Here is a 13,735-nt window from a genome sequence, read left to right as displayed (position 1 = left end):
CGCTCATGGCGCGAATCGGCGCGTTAGCGCCTCAGCATTCGGGAAGGTTCACGGCGAGGCCGCCGAGACTGGTCTCTTTCAGCGTCGTGCTCATGGCCTCGCCGGTCTGGCGCATGGCCGCGATGCAGTTGTCCAGCGGCATGAAATGGGAGCCGTCGCCGCGCAGCGCGATCGAGGCGGCGGTCACCGCTTTCACCGCGCCCAGCCCGTTGCGCTCGATGCACGGCACCTGCACCAGTCCGCCGACCGGATCGCAGGTCATCCCCAGATGATGCTCCAGCGCGATTTCGGCCGCGTTCTCCACCTGCGCGGGCGTTCCGCCCAGCACTTCGCAGAGCCCGGCCGCGGCCATGGCCGACGCGGAGCCCACTTCGCCCTGGCAGCCGGCCTCGGCGCCGGAGATCGAGGCGTTATGCTTGATCAGCCCGCCGATTGCCGCGGCGGTCAGCAGAAAATCTTCCACCCGTTCCGGCGACGACCCCACGCATTGATCGAGATAATAGCGAATCACCGCCGGCACCACGCCGGCCGCGCCGTTGGTCGGCGCCGTGACCACCCGGCCGCCGGCGGCGTTCTCCTCGTTCACCGCCATGGCGTAGAGATAGAGCCAGTCGATCGCCGTGAACGGCTGACGGGAGTTGGATTGCCGCTCGCCGTTCATCTGCTGCAGCATGCGCGGCGCGCGGCGGTTGACCTTCAGCCCGCCCGGCAAGACGCCTTCCGTGGTCAGGCCGCGATCGATGCAAGCCGCCATGGTCTGCCACAGCTTGCCGATACGCTCCTTCACCGCCGTGGCCGGCAGTCTTGCCTCCTCGTTGCGCCGCTTCATCTCGCTGATCGAAAGCCCGCTTTCCCGGGCCATGGCCAGCATCGCTCTCGACGTGTCGAAGGGAAACGGGCTCCCCAGCTCCTCTTCCGAGGCGGCCGCGCCGGCGTCCAGCTCGTCTGCACTCACCACGAAGCCGCCGCCGATGGAATAATACGTCGCTTCCAGAAGCAGGGCGCCGTCTCGATCAAAAGCCGAAAAGATCATGCCGTTGGCATGACCGGGAAGCGGCGGGCCGTAATCGAAGATCAGATCGGTCTCGGGATCGAAGCGGATGGCCGGCAGGCCGGCGGGGTGGAATATCTTCTCCTGCCGCAACAGCGCGATTCGCTCATCGGCTTCCGCCACGTCGAACGTTGCCGGCTCGTAGCCTAACAGGCCGAGCAGAATCGCCCGGTCGCTGCAATGCCCCTTGCCGGTAAAGGCGAGGGAGCCGTAAAGCCGCGCCTGGACATGGCTGATGGCATTCGCCGAGGGAAGCGCCCGCAGGGCCGCCAGAAAGCGCTGTGCAGCCGTCATCGGCCCCATCGTGTGCGACGACGAAGGTCCGATGCCGATCTTGAAAATGTCGAAGACGCTCAGAAACATTGAGCTCTAACAGATAATACCGGTCTCGCGGGATGAGAAGGTGCCCAGCCCGCTTCGGCAAATATTGCTGGCAGAAGAAAACTGGTGCCGCCGGAGTGGATTGAACACTCGACCTCGTCATTACCAATGACGCGCTCTACCACTGAGCTACGGCGGCGAAGGGCCGGAATCGGGCGCTTGTCGAAAAAGCGCGCGTTTCTTGCGGCGATGCCTTGAAGCACGCCGCCCCCGCGAATGCGAGGGCGAGCGGCGCGAAACTGCCATAGCGCCGTCTTTCGCGCAAGGCGGCAAAGCCTGTAAAAACGCGTCAAATGAAACGCGGCTTTTCTGCCACTCCCGCTTCGCTTGCAAAACCTGATATAACGAAGCCGTGACGGGCGCGGCCGAAAATGACATGAGGGACGAATCTGATGTCTTTGCCGGAAAAACCAGCCCAAAACGGCGGCTCTGAAGCCGAGCCTGAGAGCCGTGCGGAACGCTTGCGCCGGGAATTGCGGGCCAATCTCGCCAAGCGGAAGGCTCAGAAACGGGCCCGGGTAGAGACCGGACCGAAGCAAGAAGACCTGCCTTCAAAGCCATAAGCTGAGCGTCCCGACAAGGGAGCACCAGCGGAAGCGCCGCTTGCGGCATCCGGTTTTGAGGGATAAAGGGGCAAATCCGAATGCCCGGGGAGACAAGGGCCGGGGGAGCAGACCATGGACAGAATTCGCATTAAGGGGGGCAATCCCCTGGTCGGGACGATCTCGATCTCGGGCGCCAAGAATGCCGCCCTGCCGCTGATGATCGCGAGCCTTCTGACCCGCGATACCCTGACTTTGAAGAACGTGCCGCGGCTCGCCGACGTGAACCTGCTCGGCCGCATTCTCGGCAATCACGGCGTCGACCTCACCGTGGTCGGCAAGCGCTCCGGCGAGCGCAATGGCGACGGCCAGACCTTCAAGCTCGCCGCCGAGCAGATCGTCGACACCACCGCGCCCTATGAGATGGTCTCCAAGATGCGCGCCAGCTTCTGGGTTCTGGCGCCGCTCATCGCCCGCTGCGGCCGGGCCAAGGTCTCGCTGCCCGGCGGCTGCGCCATCGGCACCCGTCCCGTCGATCTGCACCTGACCGCGCTGGAAGCGCTCGGCGCCGAGATCGAGCTGGAAGGCGGCTATGTCATCGCCAAGGCCCCGCGCGGCTTGCATGGCGACCGTATCACGCTTGGCAAAGTCTCCGTCGGTGCCACCCATAATGCGCTGATGGCCGCCGTGCTGGCCCGCGGCGAGACCCTGATCGAGAATGCCGCCCGTGAGCCGGAGGTCGGCGATCTGGCCAACTGCCTGATCGCCATGGGCGCCAAGATCGAGGGCATCGGCACTTCCACCTTGCATGTGCAGGGCGTCGAAGAGCTGCACGGCGCGGAGCATTTCGTGCTGCCCGACCGCATCGAGACCGGCACCTATGCCATGGCCGTGGCCGCCACCGGCGGCGACGTGCTGCTGGAAGGCGCCAAGCCCGAGCTCTGGCAAAGCGCATTGGACGTGCTGCGCAATAGCGGCATCGAGGTGGAAGAGCGCGAAAATGGCGTCCGCATCGCCCGCAACGGCAGCGGCGTCGGCCCCTCTTCGGTGGAGACCGAGCCGTTCCCCGGCTTCCCCACTGATCTGCAGGCCCAGCTTCTGGCGCTGATGTCCCTGGCCCAAGGCACCTCCACCGTGCGCGAGACCATCTTCGAGAACCGCTTCATGCATGTGCAGGAGCTGGCCCGGCTCGGTGCCCGCATCGACCTGAAGGGCGACACCGCTATCGTCACCGGCGTCGACGAGCTGCGCGGTGCGCAAGTCATGGCGACGGACTTACGGGCTTCCGTGTCCCTGGTCATCGCCGGGCTCGCCGCCGAGGGCGAGACCGTCATCAACCGCGTCTATCACCTCGATCGCGGCTTCGAGCGCATCGAGGAGAAGCTCGGCCAATGCGGCGCCGAGATCGAGCGGCTTTCCAGCTAAGGCCTCATCTAAGCCCTATGTCATGTGGTCCGCTGCAATTTCCCGCCGGGTCTGCTAGAACCGCCCACGGAAACGCCGCGGCCAAGGCCTCGCGGCACGCCCCGTCCAGTTAGGAACCCGTCGCGACTATGACCCCGCTGAAACTTCTCGCCCTCGACGACGAGGATCTGAAGATCATCTCGGCGCATCTGCAGGATGCGGTGCTGCGCGTCGACGATATGGCTTATCTGCCGGCGCAGAAGCGCTTCGCCGCCGTGCTCAACCGGTTCGATTGGGAACAGGCGCTCGGCGAGGGAACCCGGCCCGATCATCACCGCCGCCGCCGCGCCGCCTTGCGCTTCGACCGGGTGTTCAACGCTCAGATCAAGGGCGTCGATCCGGAAGAGAAGGGGCATGTCCTGTCGCTGCTCGCCATCCGCTTCGAGCCGGGCGATTCCCCCAGCGGCATCATCGAGCTGACCTTCTCCGGCGACGTGACCATCCGGCTTGATGCCGAATGCATCGAAGCGGAGCTGAAGGATCTCGGTCCTGTCTGGCAAACCAAGAATAAGCCCGAACACCCGGATGCCGAATCCGGGGCAGGGGCGTAAAGAGACGTTATGGCCCTCTGGCTCGACAATTCCGAAACCGATTTCGAGGCGCGCTTCGCAGAGCTTCTCGCCGCAAAGCGCGAATCCTCCGCCGACGTCAACGACGCCGTCGCCAAGATCATAGCCGATGTGCGCAAAGACGGCGATGCAGCCCTCATCGAACTCTCCAAGCGCTTCGACCGCATCGATCTGGAACAGGCGGGTTTGCGCATCACGGCGGACGAGATTGCCGCGGCCAAGCGCCAATCCGACGATACCACGCTGGCGGCGCTGAAGATCGCCCACGACCGTATCCTCGATCACCACAAGCGCCAGCGCCCGGAGAGCGACCGCTATCGCGACGATCTCGGCGTCGAGCTCGGCTCCCGCTGGACCGCGGTGGAATCGGCCGGGCTTTACGTGCCGGGCGGCACCGCGGCTTATCCCAGCTCGGTGCTGATGAACGCCGTGCCGGCCAAGGTCGCCGGTGTGCCGCGCCTCGTCATGGTGGTGCCGTCCCCCGATGGCGCCCTGAATCCGCTGGTGCTGGCCGCTGCCGAGATGGCCGGCGTCGACGAGATCTATCGTATCGGCGGCGCTCAGGCCGTCGCTGCGCTGGCCTACGGCACCGAGACCATTGCCCCGGTGGTGAAGATCGTCGGCCCCGGCAACGCCTATGTCGCCGCCGCCAAGCGCCAGGTTTTCGGCACGGTTGGCATCGACATGATCGCCGGCCCCTCCGAGGTGCTGGTGATCGCCGATAACGGCAACGATCCCTCCTGGATCGCCGCCGATCTTTTGGCTCAGGCCGAGCATGACACCGCGGCCCAGTCGATCCTGATCACCGACGATGCCGAATTCGCGAGAGAAGTCGAGCAGGCGGTGCAGGATCAGCTCAAGACCTTGCCGCGGGCCGAGACGGCGCAAGCGAGCTGGGACGAGTTCGGCGCCATCATCCTGGTGAAAGACCTGGAAGAGGCGCCCGCGCTTGCCGACCGCATCGCCGCTGAGCATCTGGAGATCGCCACCGGCGATCCGGACGCGCTGGCCGACAAGATCCGCAATGCCGGCGCTATGTTCCTGGGCCGCTATACGCCCGAAGTGATCGGCGATTACGTCGCCGGCTCCAACCATGTGCTGCCGACGGCGCGGAGCGCGCGCTTTGCCTCCGGCCTCGGCGTGCTCGACTTCATGAAGCGGACCTCGCTCCTGAAACTCGATGTCGATGCGCTGGAAGCGCTGGCCCCGGCGGCCATGACCCTGGCCGAAGCCGAAGGGCTCGATGCCCATGCCCGCTCCGTCGGCATCCGCACCAATCGTCGGGGCGGCTGATGAGCGGGGAGGGCGGCAGCGAAGAGAAGAACCGCCTCATCGAGGTAAACCTCGACCAGGCCTCCATCGCCAATGTGAACGCCGATGTCGCCCATGAGCGCGAGGTCGCCATCTTCGATCTTCTGGAGAACAATAGCTTCAAGCCGGAAGGCACCGAAGACGGGCCCTATAGCCTGAACCTCTCCATCGCCGAGAACCGGCTGATCTTCGCCATCGGCGACGAAGCGCAGAACCCGGTCACCGAGGTGAGCCTGTCGCTCACCCCGTTCCGCCGGCTGATGAAGGATTATTTCCTGATCTGCGAGAGCTATTTCGACGCGATCAAGACGGCACCTGCATCGCGCATCGAGGCCATCGATATGGGCCGGCGCGGCCTGCATAACGAAGGCAGCGAGCTCCTGAAGGAGCGGCTGGAAGGCAAGATCGCCGTCGACACCGATACCGCAAGGCGGCTTTTCACCCTGCTTTGTGCCCTGCATTGGAAGGGCTGATTCGCAAAATCGGACGGCACCGCCCGCCTTCGGGACGCGGCGGGTTTTGCGCCAATATCGGCGTTTGCCGCGATCGCCCTTGATTTTGCGCCGCGCGGCGACCATTCTCCGCCGGCCAGCGAAGACGAAAGGAAGATATGGCGAAAGAAGAGATGCTCGAATTTCCGGGAGTGGTCACCGAACTGCTTCCGAATGCCACCTTCAGGGTGAAACTCGAGAACGAACATGAGATCATTGCCCACACCGCGGGCCGGATGCGCAAGAACCGCATCCGCGTGCTTGCCGGTGACAAAGTGCTGGTCGAGATGACGCCTTATGATCTCACCAAAGGCCGTATCACTTACCGCTTTAAATAGGCTCGTGCCGAAAGGTACGAAGCCAAAGCAGCCGGCTGAGCAAAGCCCGGCCAAGCCCGACGCTGTGGCCGATGCGCCCTCGGCGGAAGCTTCCGGCCGCGGCAACGGCAAGCGCGCGGCAAAGGGCGGCGGCCACCGGCCCAAGCTGGTTCTGGCCAGCGCATCGCCGAGGCGCCTGCAGCTTCTCGAACAGGCCGGCATCACCCCCGATGCGCTCCGGCCCGCGAGCGTCGACGAGACGCCGAAGCGGGGCGAAGCGCCGCGCCATCTCGTCCGCCGCCTGGCCCGCGCCAAGGCCGAGGCCATCCAGAAGGCGCTGAAATCGGAAGCCGAATACGGCAACGCCTTCATCCTCGCCGCCGACACCGTCGTCGCGGTGGGAAAGCGCATCCTCGGTAAGCCCGAGCGCGAGGCCGACGCCATCCGCTGCCTGGAGCTGCTCTCCGGCCGCGCCCACCGGGTCTATACCGCGATTTGCATGGTCACCCCCTCGGGCAAGATTCGCGAGCGCGTGGTGGAGACCCGCGTCCGCTTCCGCCGCCTTTCCAGCGACGACATCACCGCCTTCATCGCCGCCGGCGAATGGCGCGGCAAGGCGGGCGGCTATGCGGTGCAAGGCATCGCCGGCAGCTTCGTGGTCAAGATGGTCGGCTCCTATACCAGCGTCGTCGGCCTGCCGCTCTACGAGTCGGTGAATTTGCTCGCCGGCGAAGGTTTCCCGGTGACCTATTTCTGGCTCAACAAGGCCGAGGTGGAGCCTGAGTGAGGGGGCGCGTGACGGGCGAAAACGCAGGAAAACGGCCCGAATCCAAGGGTGAAAGCGCCAACCGCGCCAAATGCCCGATCTGCGGCAAGCCGCAATCGCCCGACCATCGTCCGTTCTGCTCCAAGCGCTGCGCCGATGTCGATCTGAACCGCTGGCTTTCGGGCCGCTATGCCATTCCCGGCGAACCGGCAGGCCCGCTTGCCCCCGATGACGACGAGGACGTCTAACCCTCTCGACAGAAAGGGGCGGATTGCCTATAAGCCGGGTTTCGCAAATGCGGCGCGCCCGCTCAGGCAAATTTAACTCCGCCTGAGCCACAGTGCGGCTCCGCGAAAGGCGCGGCCCTCGCGCCGGATAAGCCCAGGTAGCTCAGTTGGTAGAGCAGCGGACTGAAAATCCGCGTGTCGGTGGTTCGAATCCGCCCCTGGGCACCATTCCTTTTCAAGGGGTTAGGGCGTTCGAAGCTCTTGCGCAGCGTGCGCGTTTTACACCCCGTTTTACAGTTAGCGTTCACCGTTCCCCCCTTTCGAGCTTTGCAATCGCAGCGATAGCGAGCTTATCGGTGCGTGCCGAATAGCGGTCCAAGATCACGCCCACGTCGCGCAGGCTGTGGCCGGTAATTGTTCCGATTTCCTGAGGTGTGCACTCGGCTTCGGACAGGCGCGTCACGGCCGTGCCCCGCAGATCATGGAACGTTAGACCGACGATCCCCGCCTTGCGGCTAGCAGCACCCCAGGCCTTTCTGAAAGCATTCGCCTGCCAGGGCTGCCCGCGCCCGTTGGTGAGAATGATCGGCGAGACGCGCGGTGTTGATTCGAGAACGGCGCTAAGGCGCTTCGTCACCGGAACATTGACCCGGCGGCCGGTCTTGGCCTGCCGGAGCCGGAGCCAGATTCCATCGAAAGCGCTCCAGGGGAGCGCGAGCAGATCGCCTTGGCGCTGCCCGGTTTCAAGCGCGAGCACCAATGCGCGTTGCAGCGGTTGGGACGCTACGGCGAAAAAGGCCGCGATATCCTCTTCGCGCCAGATCTTGTCGGAGCGGTCGGCATGATAGAGCCGCTCGACACGCTCGGGCGGCCGATAAGTCGTGAAGCCTCGTCCGCGTGCCCAAGAGATCACGCGCATAAGAACGGTCCAAGCGTAGTCCGCCTGCCGCGGGCTCGCTGCCATGCTGTCCCGCCATTCGAGCAAGTCCCGCGTGACGCGGGGATCGTCGAGCGCCGCGAGCGGCAAGCCACCGAATGCGGCTTCGATTTTTCGGATCTGCTTGAGATAGTCCGCTTGGGTTCGCTCGCGAAGGCGCCGAAACTCTTGAGACGATTTGTAAGCGGAGATGACCGATAGGAATGCGGAACGGTCGGGCTGGTGCCTGTTCCTATGCGCGGCTTCGTAAGACCGCAAGAATTCTGGCGAGCCCGGCTCGCCGACGAGGCGGGGACCGCCGCGCCAAGCATAGTAGTAGGTCACCTTCCGCCCGGTCGCCAGGCGGCTGGTGACGCAATGGATTCCCTTGAGCCTAACCCGCATTGCTGCGCCCCCCTCGCCAAGCGTCTAGCGCGTTGCTAGGGCCCCCAAGCCCGGACAGCCGGTCAAGGGCGGCATCAATCGCTTTCATGTCGAACATGCCGCAATCGGGAAGGGGGCGGGGCAGGCGGCCAAGCGCGACCCAATTCCGGAAGGTCGCGAGAGGGAGCCCGACGCGCTTTGCTGCTATCGCCTCTCCGACCAGCCGCGCCATTATTGCACTCGCGAAATCGAGGCGGTGGCGGCTGCTATTCCCCGCCTGCCGAGTTCCGATTCGATGGCCTCAAGTATCTTGCCGCCGATCGCCAAGTCATCGAGCAGGACCATGCCGCGAGCGATTACCTTTTCGCGCGCGGCAACCAGCGTTTCGCTATCGCATTCCTCAATCGGCTTGTCTTCGTATTCGAGTCTCATTGCCTCAGCTCCCGATCTCATCGATCCGCGCGATGATCGCGGATATCGGAATCACAATTGTGCTGGATGTCGATCCGCTCAGTTCATTCGCAAGCGCCCCGGTGCTTACCGCCCGAATTTCGTCAAGGCGCCCGAAGGTGAGGGACTCACGTTCCTCAGAGCAATTGAGCAGCAGATGCCAATCCTTGGAGCGCGGGCGCAGATAGGGCAGGAGTTCGAATTTGTCGCGAAGGTCGCCGACCCAACCCCCGGAACCATTCGCATTCACAACGAGGAGCTGCATCAGGGTCGAAGCGCCGCTGCGCGGAAGGCCGGCCATCATGAAGTATGACGCCAAGACCGCCTCTATGACGTTGGCACGTGAAAAGAGCCGGGGGCGCCCCTTCTCTGAAGGCGCCAGCTCCGTGAACCATTGCTTTTTCGCGACCCAGTTATTGAGCGTCTTGAGCGACACGCGACCGTCGGTCAGCTCCCCAATCTGCTTTGCAGTGAAGCGATATTGTTCGGAATCATTTGAGTGCTTAACCATGCTCTCCGATAGCATGCTCGTGAAAAGTATGCAAGTGGTCTAGCTCCGAAGCCGGACTCCAAGTCCCTTGCCATTGGTGAACTCGACGCCGGCAGCTTCTAAGGCGCCGCGGATTGCGGCTTGAGCTTCGCGAGAAACCTCGCGTCTCGACTTTTCGAAATCGACGATCGTGGAGAGCCCTAGACCAGCGGTCGCGGCAAGCTTCGTCTGTGTCCAGTCGAGAAGAGCTCGGGCCGCTCGCGCTTGTGCCGGCGTCATACGCTATCACCATTTTTTGTTGACAGAGCCAAAGGTTGTGGGCACGGTATCAACATTAATTGTTGACCGCAAGACAGCAAAGGTAGGCGCTATGACTAGCATCCAGCATCTGAAAACCACTGAGCAGAGTGATCTGAGCCCTCTCGACGATCTTGAGATGTTTAAGGCCACTTGGAGGAAGCTCCCCGCCTCAGACAAGATTAAGGTTTGGCAGTTGATTCGCTCTTTTGGAGAAGACCAAACCGTTTGCGATAAGCCGATGGTGACGGCCAGGGAGATAGATATCGCGAGTCTCGACGAGCTTGGCACCTGTGTCAGTCGTCTACGGATCATCGCGGCGGCGAGCGCCCTTGACGACATCGGCAGCGACCTCGGGACGGAGCTTATGGATATGACGCACGAAATCGCCGACACGCTGGCGGGGATCATAGCTAGCGTGGAGCGGGCAGAAGTTACCAATATCAAGACGGGGCAAGGACGCCCGGACGAGTCTCCGGACTGCTAGTCGAATCAGTCCTGGATGTTGGGAACGACGAGCCCGTGAACGATCGACTCGGAGAGCGCATTATTTGGTTGCCCGTCAACCTTTGATGCCACCCAACAAACTCTTAGAGCCTTCCAAGAGGCTTGGAACACGTCGCATCAGATTCAATAGTCCTAGAGCGGAATGAAAGGCGCCGGCCCCGGCTGGCGCCTTTTCCGTCCCCGCAAGGGGATGTATCGTGCGAAGCAAGAGGCAATGAGAATACCGATCATGAAGACTGAATCGGAAGAGGATGCGGCTCTCGCCCGGTTGGCCGAAGAGCGCCAGCGGGAAATCGCGTTGCCCGATTCCGTTTGGGAGGCGATCGAGATTTCGCGCTCGCCCATCGGTCCTTTGCGGCAATACCGAAATCTAAGCCAGAAGGAGTTGGCCGAGGCTGCCGAGATCTCACAATCCCTCCTGTCCATGATCGAGAGCGGCGAGCACCAGGGCGATCATCCCACACTGGAGCGTATCGCCAGCGTTCTTCGCGTCGGCCTGGGCGATGTCTTGCCGGACGAGAAAAACTAGGCCATCTGCAGCGTAGCGATCACGGCTGGCCTGAAGCGTGGCAAGCGGTAGGGCATGTTAGACTTCAAAGCGGAGGCGCTAGCGTTGGAGAGCTAGCCCAACAATGCGGAGGCATGACATGCCCAGCGAGAACGAGCTCGATCCCGACAACCCCGAATGGACCTCAGACGACTTCCAGAACGCCCGGCCTGGTCATGAACTCCCTGCGGCTGTCCGCGCGGCCTTTCCGCGCTCGGCAATGGGGGCCGCTCAGGCAGTGCCCTGGCTGAAAATATTGGACGCCATGATCGCCATATCGGCCTTTCTTGCTGCCCTGTTCTGGTTTTTTTCGGCATCGGGCGGGCATCCGCCGATGAAGTCGTACTGGGGAGCCGCACCTGCTGACGATCCGTTCTTCCTCGCCCTCAAGGATGCCGTGTTCTGGAATTTCTGGGGAGCACTATTTAGCGGGATTTCTGCAACTTTTCTCTGTGGGAGAGCATTGCTCGCCTGGCGTTGCGACCGGTAGCCTGACAGACTCGGGGGAATTCGCTACCCATTACCTTCGTCTTCACCTTCGTCTTCGACGAGCAGATCCGTGCCCGACGTGATGATCGAGCGGTTCCCGGACCTCATGAACGACCTCGCCATCATCGACCATCGTGACTCGCTCGAAGTATTCGCCGCCGCGTTCTATGCGCCGCTCATGGTCGGCGAGTCGATTTTGTCGATTGCGTTGCCGCACCTTCCGGCTCAACAACTTCACAAACCACCCTTTCGCCCGGCTTAGCCCACGCCGGAAGGCTGTTCCATTTAGAGAACCCGTGACACCCACCTTGGCTGTGAGCTTCATCTTATGGAGCTTAGGCATTTGGATGTCGCCCAGACGAAGTTTTCAAAGTCGCTGATGCACTTTTCTTCTCAACCTTCGTGAGAGGGGCTCCATGGATGAAGGGTTCTCCAGGGCGCTCCCAGAGCCTGTTGGTGCGAGCCGGCTAGGTGTTCCCCTTGCCGAGACATTGATATGTCATCGTCACGAAGTAGCGCACGCAGCCATATTGGCTAGTCTCTTGGCACTCGCGTTTCTGGCCACCGAAGGGCTCGGCGCTAGAATATCCCCATGCCTTGCAGCGCTCCTGGGCTGTCGCAATGCCCTGCGCTTCGCTGAAGACGGGCTTCTCAAAAGCACCATATTCGTAGCTCAAGTCGATCGTGCCATCGGCTCGGCTTCCGCCCGTCGCGACCAACTCTTTTTGTGCCGAACACCCCGCAAGGCCGACCGCGGCTGCCATCATCGCGATGGTGAATACATATACGCGCAACATTGTCCCCAACCCCATACGCTCCAACCCCCAGAAGGGAGAATATGGCAGGTTGCGCAACCGAATTCCAGCGACCTTAGCGGGCGCCATCAGATCCAGTATTCGTCCGAGGTAAAGCCCTCGGGAACCGCGTCCAGCGCCTCGATCGCATCCGACTTGGCACGGATCGCCTCGACTGCAGTCTTGGTCGCGGTCGGGATAGGGGCGCCGCCGGAAACCTCCCGATCGACCATCCAGCGCGGCATGATCTCGGAGATGCGTCGGAACGCTTCGGCCTTCACGCCCGCAATGAGCGCGGCCTGCTTAGCGTCTGCGTCCTCTTGCCATGCGCCCTCACCTTCATTCCACACATGGAAGGGACTGGGCCGCTCGATCGGCGTCACGCCCTCCGGCAGCGGGCCAAGGCTCGTCACTTCGCTTTCGGCTCCGGTTGCGGTGTCGAAGACCGTCTCGCCGCGGTGATCTTCGACCTGGACCCATTCTCCGCCGGTCCGCACGGCGGCGTATCCCTCGCCGAGTTCCGGCGGCGCCTCGTCGGTCGTGTTGGGCGGGCGAAGCCATTTCTTGGGATCGCTCGCGTCCAGCTTCTCACGCCCCGGTACAGCGCGGGCCGGCGCGGTCTTCAGGTATTCGCCGGTCTCGGCATGATAGTGATGAAGGTCCATAGCTTACCCCAACAGCATCCAGAGAGAGATCGTGTGGTTATGCGGCCGGTTTTCGTCGGCAGTCGGCACGACGCGCGATGCATCGAAATCGAAGTTGGTGTAGCCGCTGTTGCCGCCGCCGCTGGCGCCGTTGCTAGTCGCGCCGCTCGTGTCGAATGCGCCAGAGGCACCGCCCAGTCGCGTGGTGCCAACACCACTAACGCTACCCGCGATATTTCGGATGGCATCGCCCTGGTCCGTCATCGGATGGTCGCCGGCCGTTCCGCCCGCAATCGAGGCGGTGCGGGTCACAGCGTCGGGATCGACGCCGGCACCACCGTCCCAGATACGCGGGAACATGCCGCGCGGATCGGCCAGCACAAGATCGTCTCCGCTCACCATGTCGGGATAGCGTGCCGCAACGATGGGGAAGTCCGCCGCCCCATCGGTGATGGTTGAGCCATCCAGCAAAACCAGCGGCCGCGGGTCATCGACATACTGACTTTCGTCATAGCTGACGATCAGGTCGCCCGGCGCCATGATGCACTTGCGCATCTCGTTCCAATCATCAGCGCGCAACACGCTGCTGAAGATTGCCGCCGAGGTGAGGTTGATCGGCGCATTGCTGTTGCTCGAACTCTCGACAACCCGCGTGCCGCCGGTCACGGGATCGCCGGTCAATGGCATCAGACCAACCTCAAAATTTGGTCCATCGTCGAAGCGATAGGGGATCGGGCCCCCGGCAGCTTCGGCGCCTGCTTGCGCCGGCGTAAAGCTCCGCGCCAGTGCATCCTTGAAGGTCACGCTTGTGCCGGTGCCGGTCTCGTTCACGGTGCAACGGATATTGCCGCGGTATTGGATATTGAGGAGTGCCATTTTCTCAGCCTCTTCCGCCGCCGCGCGACGGCGCGTGCATAACCTTCGGCAAATTTGCGGAAGGTTCGGATCCTGACCTCTCCGGTGGCCTCTCTGGCATCACATCGCCGCCATCGAATCCTGAGAGGTCGAATGCCAGGAAGGGAACTGAGGTCGGTTCCGGAAAAATAATAGCCTCGCCGCCCGCGCCACGCGGATCGTGATGCGGCTTACCGGGCTTTG

19 protein-coding genes and 2 tRNA genes are annotated in these 13,735 nt (G+C 63.0%); 12 read left to right on the top strand and 9 right to left on the bottom strand.

Annotated features, from left to right (window positions below):
- Positions 1-31 precede the first annotated feature (31 nt).
- Together HT051_RS14060 and HT051_RS14055 are read right to left on the bottom strand one after the other, a co-directional pair.
- A complete protein-coding gene (locus tag HT051_RS14060; protein WP_174542617.1) occupies positions 32-1,414 on the bottom strand; it encodes an L-serine ammonia-lyase in 1,383 nt (460 codons plus the stop codon).
- Positions 1,415-1,496: 82 nt separating this feature from the next.
- Positions 1,497-1,571 (bottom strand) — tRNA-Thr (locus HT051_RS14055).
- A 538-nt stretch (positions 1,572-2,109) separates the two neighbouring features.
- Between HT051_RS14055 and murA the strand changes: the two genes are divergently transcribed.
- The 8 genes from murA to HT051_RS14015 all read left to right on the top strand — a co-directional run bounded on the left by murA (position 2,110) and on the right by HT051_RS14015 (position 7,347).
- A complete protein-coding gene (gene murA, locus HT051_RS14050; protein ID WP_174542616.1) occupies positions 2,110-3,399 on the top strand; it encodes a UDP-N-acetylglucosamine 1-carboxyvinyltransferase in 1,290 nt (429 codons plus the stop codon).
- 128 nt (positions 3,400-3,527) lie between these two features.
- Positions 3,528-3,989 carry a DUF2948 family protein gene (locus HT051_RS14045; protein ID WP_174542615.1) on the top strand — a complete coding sequence of 154 codons (462 nt, stop codon included), beginning with the start codon at positions 3,528-3,530 and terminating at the stop codon, positions 3,987-3,989.
- 9 nt (positions 3,990-3,998) lie between these two features.
- Positions 3,999-5,300 carry a histidinol dehydrogenase gene (gene hisD / locus HT051_RS14040; protein ID WP_174542614.1) on the top strand — a complete coding sequence of 434 codons (1,302 nt, stop codon included), beginning with the start codon at positions 3,999-4,001 and terminating at the stop codon, positions 5,298-5,300.
- Entirely contained in the window at positions 5,300-5,791 is a 492-nt protein-coding gene (locus HT051_RS14035) for a UPF0262 family protein (protein ID WP_174542613.1), read from the top strand. Before hisD ends, HT051_RS14035 begins: the two co-directional genes overlap by 1 nt.
- Before the next feature lie 137 nt (positions 5,792-5,928).
- On the top strand, positions 5,929-6,147 hold the full coding sequence (gene infA, locus HT051_RS14030; protein ID WP_045365920.1) for a translation initiation factor IF-1: 219 nt from the start codon (positions 5,929-5,931) through the stop codon (positions 6,145-6,147).
- Positions 6,148-6,292: 145 nt separating this feature from the next.
- The gene (locus HT051_RS14025; protein WP_246810264.1) at positions 6,293-6,913 is read left to right on the top strand and encodes a Maf-like protein; all 621 of its coding nucleotides are present in this window, start codon (positions 6,293-6,295) and stop codon (positions 6,911-6,913) included.
- Between the two features lie 8 nt (positions 6,914-6,921).
- Positions 6,922-7,140, top strand: coding sequence for a DNA gyrase inhibitor YacG (gene yacG, locus HT051_RS14020; protein WP_174542611.1), 219 nt, complete (start codon positions 6,922-6,924; stop codon positions 7,138-7,140).
- A 131-nt stretch (positions 7,141-7,271) separates the two neighbouring features.
- A tRNA-Phe gene (locus tag HT051_RS14015) sits at positions 7,272-7,347 on the top strand.
- A 76-nt stretch (positions 7,348-7,423) separates the two neighbouring features.
- Here HT051_RS14015 and HT051_RS14010 read toward each other — a convergent pair.
- The 4 genes from HT051_RS14010 to HT051_RS13995 form a co-directional block, all read right to left on the bottom strand.
- Positions 7,424-8,380: a tyrosine-type recombinase/integrase gene (locus HT051_RS14010; protein ID WP_246810104.1), complete on the bottom strand. Its 957-nt coding sequence runs from the start codon at positions 8,378-8,380 to the stop codon at positions 7,424-7,426.
- A 270-nt stretch (positions 8,381-8,650) separates the two neighbouring features.
- On the bottom strand, positions 8,651-8,851 hold the full coding sequence (locus HT051_RS14005) for a hypothetical protein (RefSeq protein WP_174542609.1): 201 nt from the start codon (positions 8,849-8,851) through the stop codon (positions 8,651-8,653).
- 4 nt (positions 8,852-8,855) lie between these two features.
- On the bottom strand, positions 8,856-9,380 hold the full coding sequence (locus HT051_RS14000; RefSeq protein ID WP_174542608.1) for a hypothetical protein: 525 nt from the start codon (positions 9,378-9,380) through the stop codon (positions 8,856-8,858).
- 39 nt (positions 9,381-9,419) lie between these two features.
- Complete coding sequence (locus HT051_RS13995; protein ID WP_174542607.1) at positions 9,420-9,638, bottom strand: helix-turn-helix domain-containing protein; 219 nt, start codon at positions 9,636-9,638, stop codon at positions 9,420-9,422.
- A gap of 91 nt (positions 9,639-9,729) precedes the next feature.
- On the opposite strand from HT051_RS13995, the gene HT051_RS13990 reads away from it, so the two are divergent.
- The 4 genes from HT051_RS13990 to HT051_RS13975 all read left to right on the top strand — a co-directional run bounded on the left by HT051_RS13990 (position 9,730) and on the right by HT051_RS13975 (position 11,461).
- Complete coding sequence (locus HT051_RS13990; RefSeq protein WP_174542606.1) at positions 9,730-10,143, top strand: hypothetical protein; 414 nt, start codon at positions 9,730-9,732, stop codon at positions 10,141-10,143.
- A 249-nt stretch (positions 10,144-10,392) separates the two neighbouring features.
- Positions 10,393-10,692: a helix-turn-helix transcriptional regulator gene (locus HT051_RS13985; protein ID WP_174542605.1), complete on the top strand. Its 300-nt coding sequence runs from the start codon at positions 10,393-10,395 to the stop codon at positions 10,690-10,692.
- A gap of 118 nt (positions 10,693-10,810) precedes the next feature.
- On the top strand, positions 10,811-11,200 hold the full coding sequence (locus HT051_RS13980) for a hypothetical protein (RefSeq protein ID WP_174542604.1): 390 nt from the start codon (positions 10,811-10,813) through the stop codon (positions 11,198-11,200).
- Between the two features lie 69 nt (positions 11,201-11,269).
- Positions 11,270-11,461, top strand: a complete 192-nt coding sequence (locus tag HT051_RS13975; RefSeq protein WP_174542603.1) for a hypothetical protein — start codon at positions 11,270-11,272, stop codon at positions 11,459-11,461.
- A 205-nt stretch (positions 11,462-11,666) separates the two neighbouring features.
- Here HT051_RS13975 and yecR read toward each other — a convergent pair whose 3' ends face one another.
- The 3 genes from yecR to HT051_RS13960 all read right to left on the bottom strand — a co-directional run bounded on the left by yecR (position 11,667) and on the right by HT051_RS13960 (position 13,513).
- Positions 11,667-11,996 carry a YecR family lipoprotein gene (gene yecR, locus HT051_RS13970; protein WP_208454333.1) on the bottom strand — a complete coding sequence of 110 codons (330 nt, stop codon included), beginning with the start codon at positions 11,994-11,996 and terminating at the stop codon, positions 11,667-11,669.
- A gap of 86 nt (positions 11,997-12,082) precedes the next feature.
- Positions 12,083-12,658, bottom strand: coding sequence for a tail fiber assembly protein (locus tag HT051_RS13965; RefSeq protein ID WP_174542602.1), 576 nt, complete (start codon positions 12,656-12,658; stop codon positions 12,083-12,085).
- Between the two features lie 3 nt (positions 12,659-12,661).
- The gene (locus tag HT051_RS13960; RefSeq protein ID WP_174542601.1) at positions 12,662-13,513 is read right to left on the bottom strand and encodes a hypothetical protein; all 852 of its coding nucleotides are present in this window, start codon (positions 13,511-13,513) and stop codon (positions 12,662-12,664) included.
- Between the last annotated feature and the right edge of the window lie 222 nt (positions 13,514-13,735).

The organism is Methyloligella sp. GL2, from assembly GCF_013341275.1.
Taxonomy (GTDB): Bacteria; Pseudomonadota; Alphaproteobacteria; order Rhizobiales; family Methyloligellaceae; genus Methyloligella.
The sequence above is the reverse complement of the archived record's forward strand: the minus strand, read 5'-3'. Positions and strand labels throughout refer to the sequence as shown.